The sequence below is a fragment of the Microbacterium sp. VKM Ac-2870 genome (assembly GCF_015350795.1).
GTDB lineage: Bacteria > Actinomycetota > Actinomycetes > Actinomycetales > Microbacteriaceae > Microbacterium.
In genome coordinates this window covers 191798-208514 of sequence record NZ_JADKSH010000002.1, presented here as the reverse complement: position 1 = coordinate 208514, position 16717 = coordinate 191798, and the positions used below count along the sequence as shown (strand labels likewise).

The window sequence follows — 16717 nt, the reverse complement described above, 5'->3', positions numbered from 1 at the left end:
GGGCAGAGCGGCCGTCTTCCCGCTGGACGCCTGGGAACGTCCGTGTCAGCAGGGATTTGGGGCATCCCCATCATCGATGACGATGGCATCACTGTGGGACTAAATGAGAGGACTCTCATGGCCGGATCGGCTCTCATCGTTGCGGTGGTACGCCAGGTAGCTGCGCGCGGCGTCGACGCGTGCGTTGCGATCGGGGTCCGATCCCACGCCCAGCACGGCATAGGCCGCGCGCAAATGCGCTTCTACCGATCGCGGTGAGAGGGCGAGGCGGCGCGCGATGGCGGTGTTGCTGAGCCCGTCGGCGACGAGGCCGAGCACTTCTCGCTGGCGCACGCTGAGTCGATGCAGCGGACTGCTCAGATGTGTCTCCCGTTCGGCGCGCACGGCCGGGTCGAACACCATGCGTCCGGCGGCGACGGAACGGATGGCGTAGATGAGGGCGGATGCCGTCAGAGAGAGGTTCTTGGAGAGCACGCCCCAGCCGACGGTCTCGGACGCGCGCGCCTCACTGAGCTCGCCGATACTCTCCGGGGAGGAGAGCACGATCACGCCGAGGTGTGGGCTGCGCGCGCGCAGCGTCCGGCCGAGGACGACGCCATTGCCGTCGAGCAGGCGCGGACCGAGGAGAGCGACGTCGACGGCGCGCTCGGCCAGTTCGAGCGCGGCATCGAACGAGCCGCACACGCCGACGGTGCGCATGTCGGGTTGATCGTCGACAAGGGCGGCGAGGAGTTGGCGGAACAGGGGCTGCCCCTCGACCACCAGCACCCGCAAGGGCGGGCGCCCGGCTTTCACGCTGGGATAGAGGCGTCGCCGCGGTGGGTGGCCGTGGCGAGATAGCGCGCGACGGAGATGTCGCGCCCGGCGAGACCTTTCGCGCGACCGCTGAGACGGCTCCAGAAACTCGGGGCGACCCTCACCATCGTGATTCCCTCGCGACGCAGGTCACGTGCGGTGGGCGGATCGAGGTAGCGACGGGCCGGCGCCGGCTGCCAATGCGCGTTGACATAGATTTCCACGATGCGGGCTCCGCCTGCTCGGCTCATCGTTCGTCCTTTTTTTAAGGCACCACTCGACCGCCGCCATGATGCGCATCCGGGGGGGAGATGAGCAGCGACACGGGGCGCTCCGTTCGAGAACGGAGAGACTCACGCGGAGCCCAGAACTCCGCGCAGCATCATTCTGACGCAGCCCGAAACGCACCGAAGCCCAGAAGTCACGATTTCACGAGAGTTTTACGTGGAAGCACCTAGCGGCCCACCTGCACCCGTGTTTTCCGTCGGCAGCGGGAGTACCAGCGTCAACCGCGCTCCGCCGGCGATCGCCTTCGGCGACGGCGGGTAGGGCTCAGCGGTGAGCGTCAGTGAACCCCCGAGCACCTCTACCCGGCGGCGCAGCCGCCCCAGACCCGACCACGGCGAATCGGGCGGGGGCGGGGCACCGTTGTTGACGACCACGACCGCGAAGAGGTCCGCGTCTTCCCAGGCATCGATCGCGATCTCGTCGGCACCTCCGTGGCGTAGAGCGTTCGACAAGGCGTCTTCGACGACGCGTGCGATGAGCACCCGAGCCTCGAGGGTGAGTCGCTGCTCGACGGCGGTGAACACATCGTCATGAGGCGCGCGGACCGCAACCGACGGCGGCAAGCGCACGATCAGCGCACGCACGGCCGGTGCGAGCCCGCGTTCGAGGTCGACAGGGTAGAGCCGGGCGCTCAGGGCGCGCAGCTCTTTCTCACGCAGACGCTCCAACTGGTCCGCGATGACCGTGAGCTCGGCGGCCGCGTCCTCGGCGCGATCGCGATCGCGGACGCCAACGGCGAGGTGGCGCAGCCGGGTCTCGATCACCACGAAGGTGCCCTGCACGCTGCCGTGGATGGTCTCGGCGAGTTCGTAACGCAGCCGCAGTTCCTCCTCCTGCAGCTCTGCGACGAGGCCGGTGGCTCGCGCCTGGGCGGCGGACTGCCCGCGCTCCGCCCGGCGGATGCGTCGGGCGATGTCGACCTGCACGAGGCCGAGGCCGACGGCGCACGCGGCGGCGACCGCCGCGGCGGCGAACTCGCCGAGGCCGACGGTGGTCGCCGCAATACGAGGAGAGAGGGCGGCCGCCAGGCTGCGCACGCCGACCAGCGTGGATGCCGCGCCGAGGGCGAGTACCGCGACCAACCCGCAGCGTGCGAAGCGGCCGTAGCGTTCCGGGCGCAGCACATGCACGGCCCCGAGCATCGCGATCGGGGCGACGAGGGCAGCGACGGTGGGGGCGGCGACGCCGCCCTCGGGGCTCCACGCACCCAACAGCGATGCCTGCAGGCTTGTGTAGAGGATGATGGCGACAGTGGCGGCGGCCGTGGCTATCAGCACGATGCGGTGGTCCGCCGCGGCTTCCGCGGGGCCATGCCGCCCCGCCGAAGGAGTGTTCACCCGCCCGCCGTCCACGGTGAGGTGGTGTGTTCGAGGTAGCTGCGCACCGCCTCGACGCGCGGATTGCGTTCACGGGTGGCGGGAATGCCGAGAACGCCGTAGGCGGCGTTGAGATGCGCATCGACCGATCGTGGCGAGATGCCGAGACGCGCGGCGATGGCGGCGTTGGTGAGGCCCTCGGCGACAAGAGCGACGACCTCGCGCTGGCGTGCGCTCAGGCGCGCCAGCGGGCTATTGCGCCGGATCTCGCGCTGAGCGCGGATGGCGGGATCGAGCACGGCCCGCCCCGCCGCGACGGCCCGGATGGCGTAGACCAGGGCGGATGCCGACAGCGACGAGTTCTTCGAGAGAAAGCCCCAGCCGGCGGCTTCTCCTCCGGGAACTTCGAGGAGGGTACTGATCGAATCGGATGCCGAGAGGATGAGCACTCCCAGCGTGGGATGGCGACGGCGCAGTTCGCGACCCAGCCCGATGCCATCTCCGTCCGGCAGGCGCAGATCGAGCAGGGCGACGTCCAGGGCACGCGCGTCGACGAGACGGGCGCCTTCGGCGCTGTGGGCCACCGCCGCCACGCGCAACCCGTTCTGTTCTCCGAGCAGAACAGCGAGCATTTCTCGAAAGAGCGGCTGGTCTTCGACGACCATGACGTTGACGATGGGCTGGGGCGCGCTCATGAGCGCGAGAGGCGCAGGCGACAGGGTGCTGGCGACGGGGCCCGGTACTCAACCGATTGCCGAGCGCGTGAATATCGCATATGAGGTCTCCTGTCGACGTCTCCCCCGCCCGCCGACCAGTTTCGCGCACCAAGCCCCGGACACGCCGCGAAAAAGTGCATGGCGGCGCGTCATCGGGCGCAAAAGTGCAGCCGCACTCGGTAATACCACCTAGGCCGTTGCCGGAGTGGGAGGAGTCTGCACGGCCCGCTCTGCTAGAACCGTGGTGGGGGAAGTGTCCGTGGTGCGCACGGGATGGGACCATGAATCTGGCCAGCAGAAACACCCGCAAAACGGACTCCGCAGGGAGTCGACGGGCTCGCCACGCGTTCGACAGCGATCCGCTGGTGTTGTCGGCGCTGAGCGATGCCGTCGGCGAGGCGGTGATCGTGACCGACGAGCGCGGATTTCCGGTACACCTGAACGATCCGGCGCGCGAGGCGTTCGCCCGCGCCGGGCTTCCCGAGAAGCTCCGCGCGGATGCTGAGTATCGAGGATTGCGCTTCTTCCATGCCGACCGCGTCACACCGATCGCGGTGGCTCCTCCTTTGCTGCACCATGTCGCCTTCGCGGGCGGTGCCATTCCCTATACGGCATGGGTGGGCGAGGGCGACGATCAGCGCGCGCTGTCGATCACATCGCGGTCATTCGCCGATGGTCGAGGCAAGAGGGGAGGCGCGGTCATCGTCGCGCGCGACATGACCGAGATGTTCGAGGCCGCGCGCATCCGAGACGATTTTCTGCGCGACGCGGCTCACCGGCTCCGCGGGCACGTGACGACGGTCGCCGGCTATGCCGAACTGCTCGAGACGGACGGACCTCTGGGCGCGATCGGTGAGAGGCTCGCCCGTGCCGCCGGTCAACTAGTCGACACCGTCGACGACCTGTTCCGCACGGCGCGGGAAGACGTGGCCCGCTCGATCCCGTCTGTCGACCTATCGGCGGCGCTGTCCGACGTCTGCGCCGTCTTCATCGCCGTCGCCGCGGCCCGCGGAGTGACGTTGCAGGTCGTCGACGAAGGATGCGGGCGCGTGCGGTTCGATCAGGCGGAGTTGCGGCAGGTGCTGGCCGATTTGATGTCGCACGCGATCGAACACTGCTCGACGGCGGGCAAGGTGATCGTGCGGGCTCACCGTCAGCACCATCGCACGACGGTGACCGTGCACGACGATGGCGTGCATACGACGCCCGAGCAACGCCAGCGCGAACTGGCCGAACTGACCGCCGCATCTGCGGAGGCAACCGGTGGCAGAGTCAGTGAGGCACCGGCTGCGCGCTCCCGACGCACCGTTGTGCGGGCCAATCAGGCAACGCTGACGGTGCGGCCGGATCATCCGGTGGGCACGGTGGCGAGCCTGACGATGATCGCGGCGTGATCGACTTCAGATGATGCCCGTGCTCACGGCGGAGGTGAGCACCCCTTCGAGCAGCCGGCGCCCCTGACTCCACTCGCCGATGCCGCTGGCCGCGTTGAGGTGCCCGAGCGCACCGGCGACGCGGAAGTCGCTGCCCCACGCGGCGGCGAGGGCGCCGGCGCTCGTCACGGTGGCATACGGGTCGTTCGCGCTGGCGACGACCGTGCTCGGGCACCGCAGCATCTGCGCTTCGACGCTCACGAAGGTGGCGGCGGCATCGGCCGGAAACGCGGAGCCGCCGGGGTCTGGCGGGGCGACGAGGAATGCCGCTCTGACATTCCCCGACTCACGGGTGCGGTGGTCGACGCGAGTGCGCGTCAGCGGGCGTGGATGAGCGTCGCCCCGGCATCCACGAGCTCGCGCGCGGTGGGGTCGATGTCGGGCACGTCGGCGATGATCGCGGTGACGGCGTCGAAAGTGAGCACGCCGTAGCGCGAGGCAGTGCCGATCTTCTCGTCACTGCCGAGCACATAGGTGTCGGCGGCACGGGCGGCGAGGGCGCGCTTCATGGCGGCTTCGTCGGCGTCGCCGGTCGTGAGCCCGGCGGTGGGGTGGATGCCGGTGACACCCAAGAAGAAGATGTCGGCGCTGAGGCGGCTGGCGGCTTCGACCGCGGCGGCCCCGCAGGCGACGGCGGAGTGTTTGAACAGGTGGCCGCCGATGAGGAAGACCTCAGCCGCGTGGTCGAGGAGGGCGGCGGCGATCGTCGGGCTGTGGGTGATGATCGTGCCGGGTTGGGTGCGCGACAGCGCGTCGACGATGGCGAGGCTCGTGGTGCCGCCGTCGAGGATGATCGTCGCGCCGGGCTCGATGAACGATGCCGCGACGGCGGCGACTCTGCGCTTGCTGTCGGGCGCGACGGCGGTGCGGGTGGCGTAGTCGGCGACGGCGGGTGAGGCGGGGAGGGCACCGCCGTAGACGCGGACGGCGAGACCCGCGGCATCCAGGTCTCGAAGATCGCGCCGGATGCTGTCTTCGGACAACCCCAGTTCGGCGGCGATCTCTTTGGCGACGATGCGGCCGTCTCGGCGCAGCCGGTCGAGCAGCAGATCTTTGCGGGCTGCAGCGAGCATTCACGTTCCTTCTTGTTTTTGCACGTTTTTGTCATAGTCTAACCGACATGAGTACACCCATGATGATCCTGATCGCCGGCCCCTACGCGTCGGGCACCGACGGCGACCCCACGCTGATGGCAGAGAACCTCAAGCGACTGGAGCAGGCGGCGTGGCCGATCTTCCAAGCCGGTCACGTGCCGATGATCGGCGAGTGGGTGGCGCTGCCGGTGCTCGAGAGCGCGGGGGCGTCGGGACCGACCGATCCGCTCGCCGCGGAGGTCATGTATCCGACGGCCGAACGCCTGCTGCAGCACTGCGATGCCGTGCTGCGACTGCCCGGCGCGTCACGCGGCGCCGACCAGGACGTCGCGATCGCCGAGTCGCGGGGTTTGCCTGTGTACTACGCGATCGAGGACGTGCCCGGGGTAGCGGCGGAAACGGCCACCCCCTCGGCGCCGATCGCCTGAACCCGCGGCGCATCGCCGCTGCGTCCGCGACCGGCGTGAGGACGGCGCCCCGCTCCTGTCGCCTGCATGCCGATGCGAACACGGCAAGCAGGCGGCAGGAAGGAGGACGACGAAGAATCGGGAATCAGAAGGGCGCGGACTCCGCGCCCAGCCGCGGTGGCGCCGCGCTGGCGACGAAGGTGACGGGTGGGATCGGGGCGTCTTCCCGGTAAACCCGCCCCGTCGGCGAGGTCCACTCGAGCACTCCCCTCTCTTCTTGCTTCACCTTCCACGCGGTGAATTGCTTCATCGAATGATGTCGCTGGCAGAGGTGAGCAAGGTTCCAGAGCGCGGTGGGCCCGCCTCGGGCGGCGTCGATCGTGTGGTCGATCTCGCATCGGATCGCAGCCCGTCGGCATCCGGGGAATCGGCAGTGTTGATCACGAGCCCGCAAGAAGCGTCGCTGGGGCCACGGAGTGCGGTACCGGTCGACCGCGACGACGGTGCCATCAACCGGATCGGTCAGCACTCGCGTGAGGCTCGGCGTGTTCGCCGCGAGACAGCGTGCCGTCTCGGCATCCACAGGCGTGCGTCCGACGAGGTCGGCGGGACCGTCGTCGGCGCCGATGAGCGTGAGGACGGGAACGATCACCTGCACCTGTGCGCGGATGCCGCCGAGCGCGCCGGGACCGTCGCCGGCCGCGGTCGGGTCGAGGGCGGGCGCACCGGTCAGGAGGAGGTCGCTGAGCACATCGGCGCGAATCTGGTCCCTGGTGCGCGTGTCGTCGTCGCCGGGCTCACGGGCATCGACGATCACGGTCGCCTGTTGCGTCAGCCGGTCGAGGATGCCGTCGGCGATGACGGTCGGCACTGTCGCAATGAGGTCGGACATGCCGCGCGTACCGGGCACGATCCGCACGCGACGGCACTGCGCCGCCTGCTGATGCCGCTCGGTGAAGGAGCGGTCGGCGGTGCGTTCCGCGAGAATCTCCACCGCCGCGCGCACCCGGTTGGGCGTGTCACCCGCACACAACCGGACCGCCTCCGCCTCGAACACCGCCCGCCGCTCGATGGGCACGACGCTCCCGGCATCCACGATCACCCGCACATGACCACGCGTGATCCGCCCCGACTCCCAGGCATCCAGTGTCGCCGGGAAACCCTCGACGAGCTCACGGGCCTCGCCGATGCGCTGCTGCACCGTGCGATCGGTTACCCGCAGCACCCCACCGAGCTCCGCCGCGATCGAACGCAGCACCATATCGTGCTCCCGCACCGATGCCCGCTGGCCTCCGGCCTCGCGTTCGGCGACCAGGCCGGCTCGTGCCAGCAGACGGACATGAGCGACTTCCGCTGCGGCCACGGCTGCGGCGGACGCCTCGGTTGCAGACACGAGCTCGTCGAGCACCGCGAGGTAACTCCCGCCCGCGGCGGTCTCGGCACCGCTCGTCTCGCTCGTTTCCGTCATACCTCTATTGTGCCGAGGGCCTCGGACATTCGTTCGAAACTCCCCGCGCCCCGGCCCGGTTAGGTGACGGGGAAGATCTGCCCGATCGGCTCACGCTTCTCCGCCTGGAAGCGGTCTTCTGTGCGACCCCGGGCCCAGTATCCCGACAGCGATACCTGCGTTCGGTCGAGCCCGCGCTCGTCGAAGAGCACACGCCTCAACGTCTTCATCGCCTCGCGCTCTCCGTGCGCGAACACCTGCACGCGGGCGTCCGGCCACGGTAGCGCGCGCACCGCGTCAGCCAGGGTGCTCGGGTCGTGTGCGGGGTCGACGATCCACCGCACGTCGACTCCGGCGGGACCGGAGAGCTCGAGTCGCGCGTCGTCGGCGTCGATCTCGATCAGCGCGATGCCGGTCGCGTCGGCGGGCAACGCCTCGAGGGCTGCGGCGATCGCCGGAGTGGCGGAGAGGTCGCCGGCGAACAGGTGCCAGTCCGCGGTCGGGTCGGGCCGGTATCCGCCGCCGGGCCCCATCAGGCTGAGTGTCGCGCCCGGCTGTACGGTGGCGGCCCACGGGCCGGCGAGTCCGTCGTCTCCGTGGACGACGAAGTCGATGTCGAGGGTCTGTGCCGGGGTGTCGACGTGGCGCACGGTGTAGGTGCGGGTGACGGGATGGGGCGGCGAGTCGAGGGAGGCGAACTTCAACTTGACGTACTTGTCGGTCTCGGGGCGGTCCTCGAAGGCCGCGAAGCCGGGGCCGCCCAGACGCACGCGCACGAGGTGCGGGGTGATCCAGGTCGTCGCAACCACGACCAGGTCGACGGACGGACGGGGAACACGTGGGGAGGTCTGGGATGCGAGTGCCACACCTCCACGCTATCGAGTGAATCCCTGTGGAGGACGGGATCAGCCGTTGCAGGCCCAGCCGTCTCCGTCGCCGTCGAGCTGGTAGACATCGCGGCCGACGACGCGCGCGACGCCGTCGAAGTAGGCGGGGCCGTTGCCTTTGCCCCCGGCGCAGTCGACATCGCTGGCGATCGGCACGCACGCGTCGGCGTAGTTGGGGTTGCAGTTGCTGGGCGCGGCGGCGGGCGGCGGGGCGGCGGGTTCCACGTAAGTGCCGATCGAGGTGACCTCGGTCACAGGCTGCACGGTCACGGCGTCGGAGACCAGCTCTCGCTTCGTCTCCTTGCCGTCGGTGAGGGTGACACGGTACGTGCGCGTGCGCTCACCGTTCTGCCCCACGGTGGTGACGGCAGTCTGTCCCTGCGGCATCGAGGAGTCGTCGACGGATGCGCGTTCGAACGGTACGACCTCGCGTGCGGGCTCGTCTCGCGTGGTGATCACCGGCGTGTGCGTCGGGGTCGGTGAGGGCTTCGGAGTGGATGCCGCCGGGCTCGCCGTGGTCGCGGCGAAAGCAGCCGGCGCACCCTGTTCGGCGGCTGGCCGGGCGGCCAGCGTCGCCGCGTTGACCGCTCCTCCGACGAGGGCGATGCCGAGTACCACCGCTCCCCCGACGATCACACTCGTCCGCCGAGAGAGCCCCCTACGCACCCGCTTCGCGGTGACCTGCTCAGCGCCGGATGCCGATGCCCGCTCGCCCTCGGCGACGTGAGCGGTCCACGCCGCGCCGTCCCACCAGCGGATCTTGGCGCCATCGTTCGGGTCGGGATACCACCCCGGTTGCACGTTCGTCATCGACTCTCCCCAGTTCGATCAGAACGTACTCCCATCCGCGTGATCACGGCAATGGGAGCGGTACCGTGAATATTCCCGGGCCCGTGGAGGCCGCAGCTGCGAGACCGCCAAGGAAAGGCGAAATCCGAGGCAGTTTGTCGCGCTCGCGTCGACGTGAGAGAGCTCCGTCAGCAACGACAAGCAAGACCGACGCGAGCGCGAGGATGATTGTCGCAACGAGCTCCATCGACTACGGTCGCCCCATCCCGAAGTAGGTCCAGCCCTCTGCACGCCAGGCAGCGGCGTCGAGCCCATTACGCCCGTCCACGACGATCCGCCCGCGCGCGAGCGTAGAAGCATGCTCCGGCGCCAGCTCGCGACGGTACTCGTCCCACTCAGTGACGAGCACAAGCGCATCCGCGTCACGGATCGCCTCGTCTCGATCCTCGACGTAGGTGAGCTGCGGGTGGACGCGGCGCGCGTTCTCGATCGCGGCGGGGTCGGTTACCGTGACTTTCGCGCCGAGCCCGTGAAGCCGCACGGCGACGTCGAGCGCGGGCGAGTCGCGGATGTCATCGGAGTGCGGCTTGAACGCGGCACCCAACACGGTCACGTTCTTTTCGAACACGACGCCACCGAGACCCTCGACGACGAGTTGCACGGCGCGCTCACGGCGCCGCAAGTTGATCTCGTCGACCTGCCGAAGGAAAGCGACCGATTCGCCGCGGCCTAACTCCTCCGCGCGGGCCGAGAAGGCGCGGATGTCCTTCGGCAGGCACCCGCCGCCGAAGCCGATGCCCGCGCCGAGGAACCGACGCCCGATGCGCGCGTCGTGGCCGATCGCATCAGCGAGCTGCGTCACGTCAGCACCCGTGACCTCCGCGATCTCGGCCATGGCATTGATGAAGCTGATCTTGGTCGCGAGGAACGCGTTCGCCGATACCTTGACGAGCTCAGCCGTCGCATAGTCGGTGACGATGAAAGGCGTGCCCTTCGCGACGGACGGGTGGTACACCTCACGCAGCACCGCCGCCGCGATCTCGCCTTCCTCGCCGGAAGGAACACCGGCAACGAGGCGGTCCGGGTCGACGGTGTCCTGCACGGCGTACCCCTCACGCAGGAACTCCGGGTTCCAGACGAGTGTCGCGCCGGTCTCCGAGACCCGCGGCGCGAGGCTCGCAGCGGTGCCGACCGGGACGGTCGACTTGCCCGCGACGATGTCGCCGGGCGAGAGATACGGCAACAACCCGTCGAACGCGCCATTCACGTACGTGAGGTCGGCCGCGTAGCTGTCCTTCTGCTGCGGGGTACCCACACCCACGAAATGCACCTTCGCACCAGCCGCCGCAGCCATGTCGGTAGTGAAGCGGAGGTTGCCAGAGGTGATGCCCGCGGTGAGAATCTCCTGCAGGCCGGGCTCGAAGAACGGCGCCTCGCCCTTTGAGAGCGAGTCAATCTTGCGCTGGTCGACGTCGATTCCGACGACATCGTGTCCGATGGACGCCATAGCGGCAGCATGCACGGCGCCGAGATAGCCACAACCGATAACGGACAGCTTCATGTGTGATCTCCTCAAGTTTGGCGGCGAGGCGCACTCTCGCCCATTGTCCGCCGCCAGGGTTGCTAAGAGCGGACGTCCCGTGGCCGAAGTTGTGACGTCGCTCCGAAGAGAGCGACCTCCTCTGAACCTATGACCTCGAATCCGGTTGCCTCGATTTTGTTGAGGTCAAGGATGCTGTTCGTGGGTCTCGGTGCGATGGGTGTGGTGGCGCCTGCGAAGTACTGATCGGTGGTGACGTCGGTGATGCGGCCGGGGTCGTGTCCGGTTAGTTCGAAGACGTGGCGGGCGATGTCGGCCCAGGTGTGGGGTTCGCCGCTGCCGGTGAGGTTGTAGGTGCCGTATTCGGCGTTGGTGTGGAGGAGGTGGTGGATGCCGCGTGCGATGTCGCCGGTGAAGGTGAGGCGTCCGGTTTGGTCGCCTACGACTTTCGGGTTGATGCCGCGTTCGGCGAGGTTGGACATGGTGCGGACGAAGTTGTTGCCGTCGCCGATGACCCAACTGGTGCGGATGATGTAGTGGCGGGGCACGGTGGTGACGATCTGGTCGCCGGCGGCTTTGGTCTGCCCGTAGACGCCGAGCGGCGAGAGAGCGTCATCCTCGGTGTAGGCGCCGTGCTTCGTGCCGTCGAAGACGTAGTCGCTGGAGACGTGCACGAGGGTGATGTTGTTCGCGGTCGCGACACGGGCCAGCGCGGTCACACCGGTGACGTTCGCGGCCCACGCGTCCCGACGCCCGTCGGGGGTTTCGGCGAGGTCGACTTTTGTGTATGCGGCGGCGTTGATGATGGTGTCGTAGTCGCGCCACCGCCGCGCGTCCTCCAGCCCGGGTGCGGTGATGTCGAGGGTGGTGCGGTCGGTGTACTCCACATGCGGGACGTCACCGTATTGGTCGCGCAGAGCCCGGCCGAGTTGTCCGTTCGACCCGATGATGAGGATCTTCTTCGGCGGGATCGGAGTCACCTCCGCCAGGCGGGGGTGGTTCTTGTCCTTCTCGCTGATCTCGACCTGATCGAGGGGGATGGGCCAGTCGATTCCGGCGGTCTCGTCGGCGAGGTTGAGGAACGAGTACGCAGCATTCGGGGACCAGTGATCGTTCACGAGGTACGTGTATGCCGTGTCCGCTTCGAGGGTCTGGTACGAGTTACCGACCCCGCGGGGCACGAAGATCGCCTTCGACGGGTCGAGCTCGGTCGTGTACATGGCACCGAACGTGGGGCCCTCACGCAGGTCTACCCACGCCCCGAAGATCCGTCCCGTCGCAACAGACACCCACTTGTCCCACGGTTCCGCATGAATCCCACGGGTCGTGCCGACCGCGTCGTTGAAGGAGATGTTGTTCTGCACCGGCCCGAAATCGGCTAGCCCGAGCGCGGTCATCTTCTCCCGCTGCCAGTTCTCCTTGAACCACCCCCGCGCATCCCCATGCACCGGCAGATCGAACACGATCAGCCCCGGGATCGGTGTCTCGGTGACCGTGAGCTGCTTGCCGTATTCCGTCACCGTCACTGACCCTTCGACGCGTAGAACGCCTCAACGCCGTCTTTGGCGGGCGCCCACCAGGCCTCGTTGGCCCGGTACCAGTCGATCGTCGCGGCAAGACCGGCCTCGAAGTCCCGATACTGCGGCGCCCACCCGAGTTCGGTGCGGAGCTTGGTGGAGTCGATCGCGTACCGCAGATCATGACCGGCACGGTCGGTCACGTGATCGTACGCATCCGCAGGCTGCCCCATCAGGGTCAGGATCAACTCGACGACCGTCTTGTTGTTCTTCTCCCCATCCGCCCCGATCAGATACGTCTCCCCGATCACACCCTTGTCGAGGATCGTGAGCACCGCACTGGAGTGATCATCAGCGTGGATCCAATCCCGCACGTTCTCACCCGCCCCGTACAGCTTCGGACGGATCCCACGGATCACGTTCGTGATCTGACGCGGAATGAACTTCTCCACATGCTGATACGGACCGTAATTGTTCGAACAGTTCGAAATCGTCGCCTGCACCCCGAACGAACGCACCCACGCGCGCACCAGAAGATCCGAACCCGCCTTCGTCGACGAATACGGCGACGACGGGTTGTAGGGGGTGTTCTCGGTGAATCGTTCCGGATCATCCAACTCGAGATCCCCGTACACCTCATCGGTCGAGATGTGATGCAACCTTCTCCCGTGCTTACGCGCGGCCTCCAGCAACGTGTACGTGCCGATGATGTTCGTATCCAAGAACGGACGCGGATCACTCAACGAGTTGTCGTTATGCGACTCCGCCGCATAATGCACCACCGCATCCACCCCCGCGAACAACCCATCCACCAGGGACGCATCGGCGATGTCACCCTCAACGAACCGCAACCGGTCCGCCGGCAACCCCTCCAACGAGGCCAGATTGCCCGCATACGTCAACTTGTCGAGCACCGTGACGTGGTCGTCGGTGTGAGAGAGGACGTGGTGAACGAAATTCGAACCGATGAACCCGGCACCACCGGTCACCAGGAGTTTGCGCACCATCAACGGCCCCTCTTCAACTGCTCCAACAGGTACGTCCCGTACCCGGACTTCACCAATCCCGCCGCACGCGCCTCCAGGTCGGCGTCCGACAGGAATCCCTGCCGCCATGCGACCTCTTCCGGCACACCGATCTTCATCCCCGTGCGCCGCTCCATCGTCCGCACATACTCCCCCGCATCGAGCATCTGATCAAACGTCCCGGTGTCCAACCACGCGGTCCCCCGCGGCAGCACCTCCACCTGCAACTTGCCCGCCTCCAAGTACGCCCGGTTCACATCGGTGATCTCATACTCACCACGCGGCGACGGCTGCAGATTTCGCGCGATCTCCACCACGTCGTTGTCATAGAAGTAGAGACCCGGCACCGCGTAGTTCGACTTCGGCGCCGCCGGCTTCTCCTCCAACGACACCGCCCGCCCCGCATCGTCGAACTCAACCACGCCGTACGCCTCAGGCTCGGCAACCCAGTAAGCGAACACGGCACCACCGTCGACCTCAGCGAAGCGTTGCAACTGCGACCCCAACCCCGGTCCGTACAGAAGGTTGTCACCCAGGACGAGCGCCACCTTCTCCGACCCGATGTGAGCCGCACCCAACGTGAACGCCTGCGCCAACCCATCCGGCGACGGCTGCACCTGATACGACAAGCTGATCCCGAACTGCGACCCATCACCCAACAACCGCACGAAATGCTCCGCATCATGCGGCGTCGTGATCACCAGAATGTCCCTGATCCCCGCCAACATCAACGTCGACAACGGGTAATACACCATCGGCTTGTCAAACACAGGGATCAGCTGCTTCGACACACCCTTGGTAATGGGCCAAAGACGCGAGCCCGAGCCACCAGCAAGAACTATTCCGCGCACTTTTCTCCTCCTTCAGGGATGAGGTCGAGAGCCTGAATCAGGACAGAAAACAGCGAAGCAATCACTACGGCCGCCCCATCCCGTAGTACGCCCACCCCGCGGCGCGCCACGCGGCCGCGTCGAGCCCGTTGCGCCCGTCCACGACGACGCGGCCGTCGGTGAGCGACGACGCGTGCTCCGGCGGCAGCTGGCGACGGTACTCGTCCCACTCGGTGACGAGCACGAGCGCATCGGCGTTCCGGATGGCCTCGTCGCGATCTTCGACGTAGGTGAGCTGGGGGTGGATGCGGCGCGCATTCTCGATCGCCGCAGGGTCGGTGACCGTCACGTTGGCGCCGAGCCCGTGCAGGCGCACGGCGACGTCGAGGGCCGGGGAGTCGCGGATGTCGTCGGAGTGCGGCTTGAAGGCCGCGCCGAGCACCGTCACCTTCTTCTCGAACACCGCTCCGTCCAGTCCCTCGACAACGAGCTGCACAGCCCGATCACGGCGGCGCATGTTGATCTCGTCGACCTGTCGGAGGAACGCCACCGATTCGCCGCGACCCAACTCCTCTGCGCGCGCAGAGAAGGCGCGAATATCCTTCGGCAGGCATCCCCCGCCGAAGCCGATGCCTGCCTTGAGGAACTGGCGTCCGATCCGTTCGTCATAGCCAATCGCCTCGGCGAGCTTGCTTACGTCAGCCCCGGTGGCCTCCGCGATCTCGGCCATCGCGTTGATGAAGCTGATCTTGGTCGCAAGGAACGCGTTGGCCGACACCTTCACGAGCTCTGCGGTCGGAAGGTCGACCACAAGGAACGGCGTGCCCTTCGCGACTGCGGGCGCGTAGACCTCTCGCAAGATGTCCGCTGCACGCTCGCCCTCCGCGCTCGCGGGAACGCCGGCAACGAGGCGATCGGGATCGAGCGTGTCCTTAACCGCCCAGCCTTCTCGAAGGAACTCCGGGTTCCACACGAGCGTCGCCCCGGTCTCCGACACGCGCGGGGCGAGCCCCGCGGCGGTTCCGACCGGCACCGTCGACTTGCCCGCGACGATGTCGCCCTCGGCGAGGTACGGCAGCAGGCCGTCCACCGCCGCGTTCACGTACGTGAGGTCGGCCGCGTAACCGTCCTTCTGCTGCGGCGTGCCGACGCCCACGAAGTGGACCTCAGCGCCCGCCGCCTCCGCCATGTCGGTCGTGAAGCGCAGGTTGCCCGCCTCGATGCCCGCGGCGAGGATCTCCTGCAGGCCGGGCTCGAAGAACGGGGCTTCGCCCTTCGACAGCGCGTCGATCTTGCGCTGGTCGACGTCGACGCCGACAACCTCATGACCGATGGATGCCATGGCGGCGGCATGCACCGCGCCGAGGTAACCACAACCGATGACAGACAACTTCATGATCCACCTCGAGAAAGTTCGGAGACTGACGTCTTGCAAAATGGAAAGTAAAAGAATGGAGAATCAACATCAAAATGCGCGCATGTGAGCCATCGCAAATCACGTTCATCCATCGACGATCACCGACGCGTCTACCGCTCCCAAGGACTGGAATAGCTTTATGTACTCGTCAGCGACTAGGCCGGGAGCCATGCTAGCCACTAGCCCTCGCGCGTGCGCCAGCGAAGACGAGTTTGCCAGCGGCGAAACGCTGGCGATTTCCAGCATCTCCGCGATCGATGAAGCGTCGCCGTACTCATTCACGTAAAACGGATAGTTGGGACCCAACACTGCTTCATGTTCCGGTATCCGAGAAACAATCGGTATCAGGCCTCGTGTGATTGCTTCGAGAAGCACATTTGGCAACCCTTCGTGGAGGCTCATCGAAACGAGGAACCGGAACCTCCTCATCACGGAGTCGACCTCGTGGGTAAAGCCCACGAACTCGATCGCCGAACTCACACCCGCGTCCTCGACAATGCCTTTAAGAACCGGCAGTTGAGAACCCTGACCAACCAGACTGAACCTCCAGCGGGCGTTACGAGAAACAGCTACACACAACGCCTGCACCGTGGTGATCACGTTCTTCTGTGGCTCCAGCCTCCCGACAAACAAAGCAGTGTGCTGTCCGGCGCTCGAGGCCTCTCCTGCATCTTGAGACGGGGTCACGATGTTAGAGATCACCGCATGCCGCCCTCGATAGCCCCTTCGGCCCCAGTACTCCGCGCCCGCCTCAGAGTTAGCGACTATCGCATCCGCTCGCACGCCTAGCCAGTCCCTCAGCACGAACCGCCAGTTCTTAGGGTACGCGGAATCTCGTTCCGCAAGCACCCACGCAGTCGACGGGTGGAGCGATCGCGCGAAAAACGCAGGGACGTCAGCGGCCTGTAGCCAGGAGAACAGAACATCTACGCGCTCGTCGCGCAGAACCCGTCGTAGCCGAGTAATGATCCGAGGGTCGTAGTTGCCAGACGCACCTAGCCAACGACAGTCCATCCGATCCTCGTCGAGTAGGTGATCATGAATTCCCGGCAAATTCCTGACAACAATCAACCGTACGTCGTCCCGACGAGAAAGCTCGTTCGCTAGAAGCGCGAACTGCTTTTGCGCACCCCCATCCCCGAGGCTAGATATAAAGAAGGCGACCGTTATGCGTCGATTTGGGCCAGGCTTGTTACCATTCGTCATTCAAGCACCA

Annotated in this window: 17 protein-coding genes; 2 read left to right on the top strand and 15 right to left on the bottom strand. The window is 66.9% G+C overall.

All coding sequences use genetic code 11. The features are described 5' to 3' along the window. Nucleotides 1–99 precede the first annotated feature (99 nt). From ITJ43_RS04925 to ITJ43_RS04910, 4 genes are all read right to left on the bottom strand, one after another. Nucleotides 100–795: a response regulator transcription factor gene (locus ITJ43_RS04925; RefSeq protein ID WP_323741127.1), complete on the bottom strand. Its 696-nt coding sequence runs from the start codon at nt 793–795 to the stop codon at nt 100–102. After that, on the bottom strand, nt 792–1046 hold the full coding sequence (locus ITJ43_RS04920; protein ID WP_194582713.1) for a hypothetical protein: 255 nt from the start codon (nt 1044–1046) through the stop codon (nt 792–794). Before ITJ43_RS04920 ends, ITJ43_RS04925 begins: the two co-directional genes overlap by 4 nt. Before the next feature lie 189 nt (nt 1047–1235). Continuing rightward, nucleotides 1236–2420, bottom strand: a complete 1185-nt coding sequence (locus ITJ43_RS04915) for a sensor histidine kinase (protein ID WP_194582712.1) — start codon at nt 2418–2420, stop codon at nt 1236–1238. Beyond that, a complete protein-coding gene (locus ITJ43_RS04910) occupies nt 2417–3094 on the bottom strand; it encodes a response regulator transcription factor (RefSeq protein WP_194582711.1) in 678 nt (225 codons plus the stop codon). Before ITJ43_RS04910 ends, ITJ43_RS04915 begins: the two co-directional genes overlap by 4 nt. Nucleotides 3095–3396: 302 nt before the next feature. On the opposite strand from ITJ43_RS04910, the gene ITJ43_RS04905 reads away from it, so the two are divergent. Continuing rightward, nucleotides 3397–4509 (top strand): sensor histidine kinase, encoded by a 1113-nt coding sequence (locus ITJ43_RS04905; RefSeq protein ID WP_194582710.1) that lies wholly within the window; start codon nt 3397–3399, stop codon nt 4507–4509. 6 nt (nt 4510–4515) lie between these two features. Here ITJ43_RS04905 and ITJ43_RS04900 read toward each other — a convergent pair whose 3' ends face one another. Continuing rightward, nucleotides 4516–4869 carry an RBBP9/YdeN family alpha/beta hydrolase gene (locus tag ITJ43_RS04900; RefSeq protein ID WP_194583175.1) on the bottom strand — a complete coding sequence of 118 codons (354 nt, stop codon included), beginning with the start codon at nt 4867–4869 and terminating at the stop codon, nt 4516–4518. Next, the gene (locus ITJ43_RS04895) at nt 4866–5621 is read right to left on the bottom strand and encodes a DeoR/GlpR family DNA-binding transcription regulator (protein WP_194582709.1); all 756 of its coding nucleotides are present in this window, start codon (nt 5619–5621) and stop codon (nt 4866–4868) included. Before ITJ43_RS04895 ends, ITJ43_RS04900 begins: the two co-directional genes overlap by 4 nt. A 47-nt stretch (nt 5622–5668) precedes the next feature. On the opposite strand from ITJ43_RS04895, the gene ITJ43_RS04890 reads away from it, so the two are divergent. Next, entirely contained in the window at nt 5669–6070 is a 402-nt protein-coding gene (locus ITJ43_RS04890) for a DUF4406 domain-containing protein (protein ID WP_228495477.1), read from the top strand. 124 nt (nt 6071–6194) lie between these two features. Here ITJ43_RS04890 and ITJ43_RS04885 read toward each other — a convergent pair whose 3' ends face one another. The 9 genes from ITJ43_RS04885 to ITJ43_RS04840 form a co-directional block, all read right to left on the bottom strand. Further along, the gene (locus ITJ43_RS04885) at nt 6195–7517 is read right to left on the bottom strand and encodes an HNH endonuclease signature motif containing protein (protein WP_194582708.1); all 1323 of its coding nucleotides are present in this window, start codon (nt 7515–7517) and stop codon (nt 6195–6197) included. A 59-nt stretch (nt 7518–7576) separates the two neighbouring features. Beyond that, on the bottom strand, nt 7577–8362 hold the full coding sequence (locus tag ITJ43_RS04880) for a siderophore-interacting protein (protein WP_194582707.1): 786 nt from the start codon (nt 8360–8362) through the stop codon (nt 7577–7579). Nucleotides 8363–8401: 39 nt separating this feature from the next. Then, entirely contained in the window at nt 8402–9193 is a 792-nt protein-coding gene (locus ITJ43_RS15050; protein ID WP_228495476.1) for a G5 domain-containing protein, read from the bottom strand. Nucleotides 9194–9422: 229 nt separating this feature from the next. Further along, nucleotides 9423–10733: a UDP-glucose dehydrogenase family protein gene (locus ITJ43_RS04865; protein ID WP_194582706.1), complete on the bottom strand. Its 1311-nt coding sequence runs from the start codon at nt 10731–10733 to the stop codon at nt 9423–9425. Nucleotides 10734–10795: 62 nt separating this feature from the next. Then, the gene (locus ITJ43_RS04860) at nt 10796–12232 is read right to left on the bottom strand and encodes a sugar nucleotide-binding protein (RefSeq protein WP_194582705.1); all 1437 of its coding nucleotides are present in this window, start codon (nt 12230–12232) and stop codon (nt 10796–10798) included. 2 nt (nt 12233–12234) lie between these two features. Continuing rightward, nucleotides 12235–13233 (bottom strand): dTDP-glucose 4,6-dehydratase, encoded by a 999-nt coding sequence (rfbB, locus tag ITJ43_RS04855; protein ID WP_194583172.1) that lies wholly within the window; start codon nt 13231–13233, stop codon nt 12235–12237. A 2-nt stretch (nt 13234–13235) separates the two neighbouring features. After that, nucleotides 13236–14105: a glucose-1-phosphate thymidylyltransferase RfbA gene (gene rfbA, locus ITJ43_RS04850; RefSeq protein ID WP_194582704.1), complete on the bottom strand. Its 870-nt coding sequence runs from the start codon at nt 14103–14105 to the stop codon at nt 13236–13238. A 64-nt stretch (nt 14106–14169) separates the two neighbouring features. After that, nucleotides 14170–15480, bottom strand: a complete 1311-nt coding sequence (locus tag ITJ43_RS04845; protein ID WP_194582703.1) for a UDP-glucose dehydrogenase family protein — start codon at nt 15478–15480, stop codon at nt 14170–14172. Between the two features lie 105 nt (nt 15481–15585). Next, nucleotides 15586–16707, bottom strand: coding sequence for a glycosyltransferase (locus ITJ43_RS04840; protein ID WP_194582702.1), 1122 nt, complete (start codon nt 16705–16707; stop codon nt 15586–15588). Nucleotides 16708–16717 lie beyond the last annotated feature (10 nt).

Bases quoted from the DNA above. Each gene is read 5' to 3' on its own strand.
- ITJ43_RS04920 (WP_194582713.1), bottom strand. From the start codon at position 1,046: ATGAGCCGAGCAGGCGGAGCCCGCATCGTGGAAATCTATGTCAACGCG.
- ITJ43_RS04910 (WP_194582711.1), bottom strand. From the start codon at position 3,094: ATGAGCGCGCCCCAGCCCATCGTCAACGTCATGGTCGTCGAAGACCAG.
- ITJ43_RS04905 (WP_194582710.1), top strand. From the start codon at position 3,397: ATGAATCTGGCCAGCAGAAACACCCGCAAAACGGACTCCGCAGGGAGT.
- ITJ43_RS04895 (WP_194582709.1), bottom strand. From the start codon at position 5,621: ATGCTCGCTGCAGCCCGCAAAGATCTGCTGCTCGACCGGCTGCGCCGA.
- ITJ43_RS04890 (WP_228495477.1), top strand. From the start codon at position 5,669: ATGAGTACACCCATGATGATCCTGATCGCCGGCCCCTACGCGTCGGGC.
- ITJ43_RS04885 (WP_194582708.1), bottom strand. From the start codon at position 7,517: ATGACGGAAACGAGCGAGACGAGCGGTGCCGAGACCGCCGCGGGCGGG.
- ITJ43_RS15050 (WP_228495476.1), bottom strand. From the start codon at position 9,193: ATGACGAACGTGCAACCGGGGTGGTATCCCGACCCGAACGATGGCGCC.
- ITJ43_RS04865 (WP_194582706.1), bottom strand. From the start codon at position 10,733: ATGAAGCTGTCCGTTATCGGTTGTGGCTATCTCGGCGCCGTGCATGCT.
- ITJ43_RS04845 (WP_194582703.1), bottom strand. From the start codon at position 15,480: ATGAAGTTGTCTGTCATCGGTTGTGGTTACCTCGGCGCGGTGCATGCC.
- ITJ43_RS04840 (WP_194582702.1), bottom strand. From the start codon at position 16,707: ATGACGAATGGTAACAAGCCTGGCCCAAATCGACGCATAACGGTCGCC.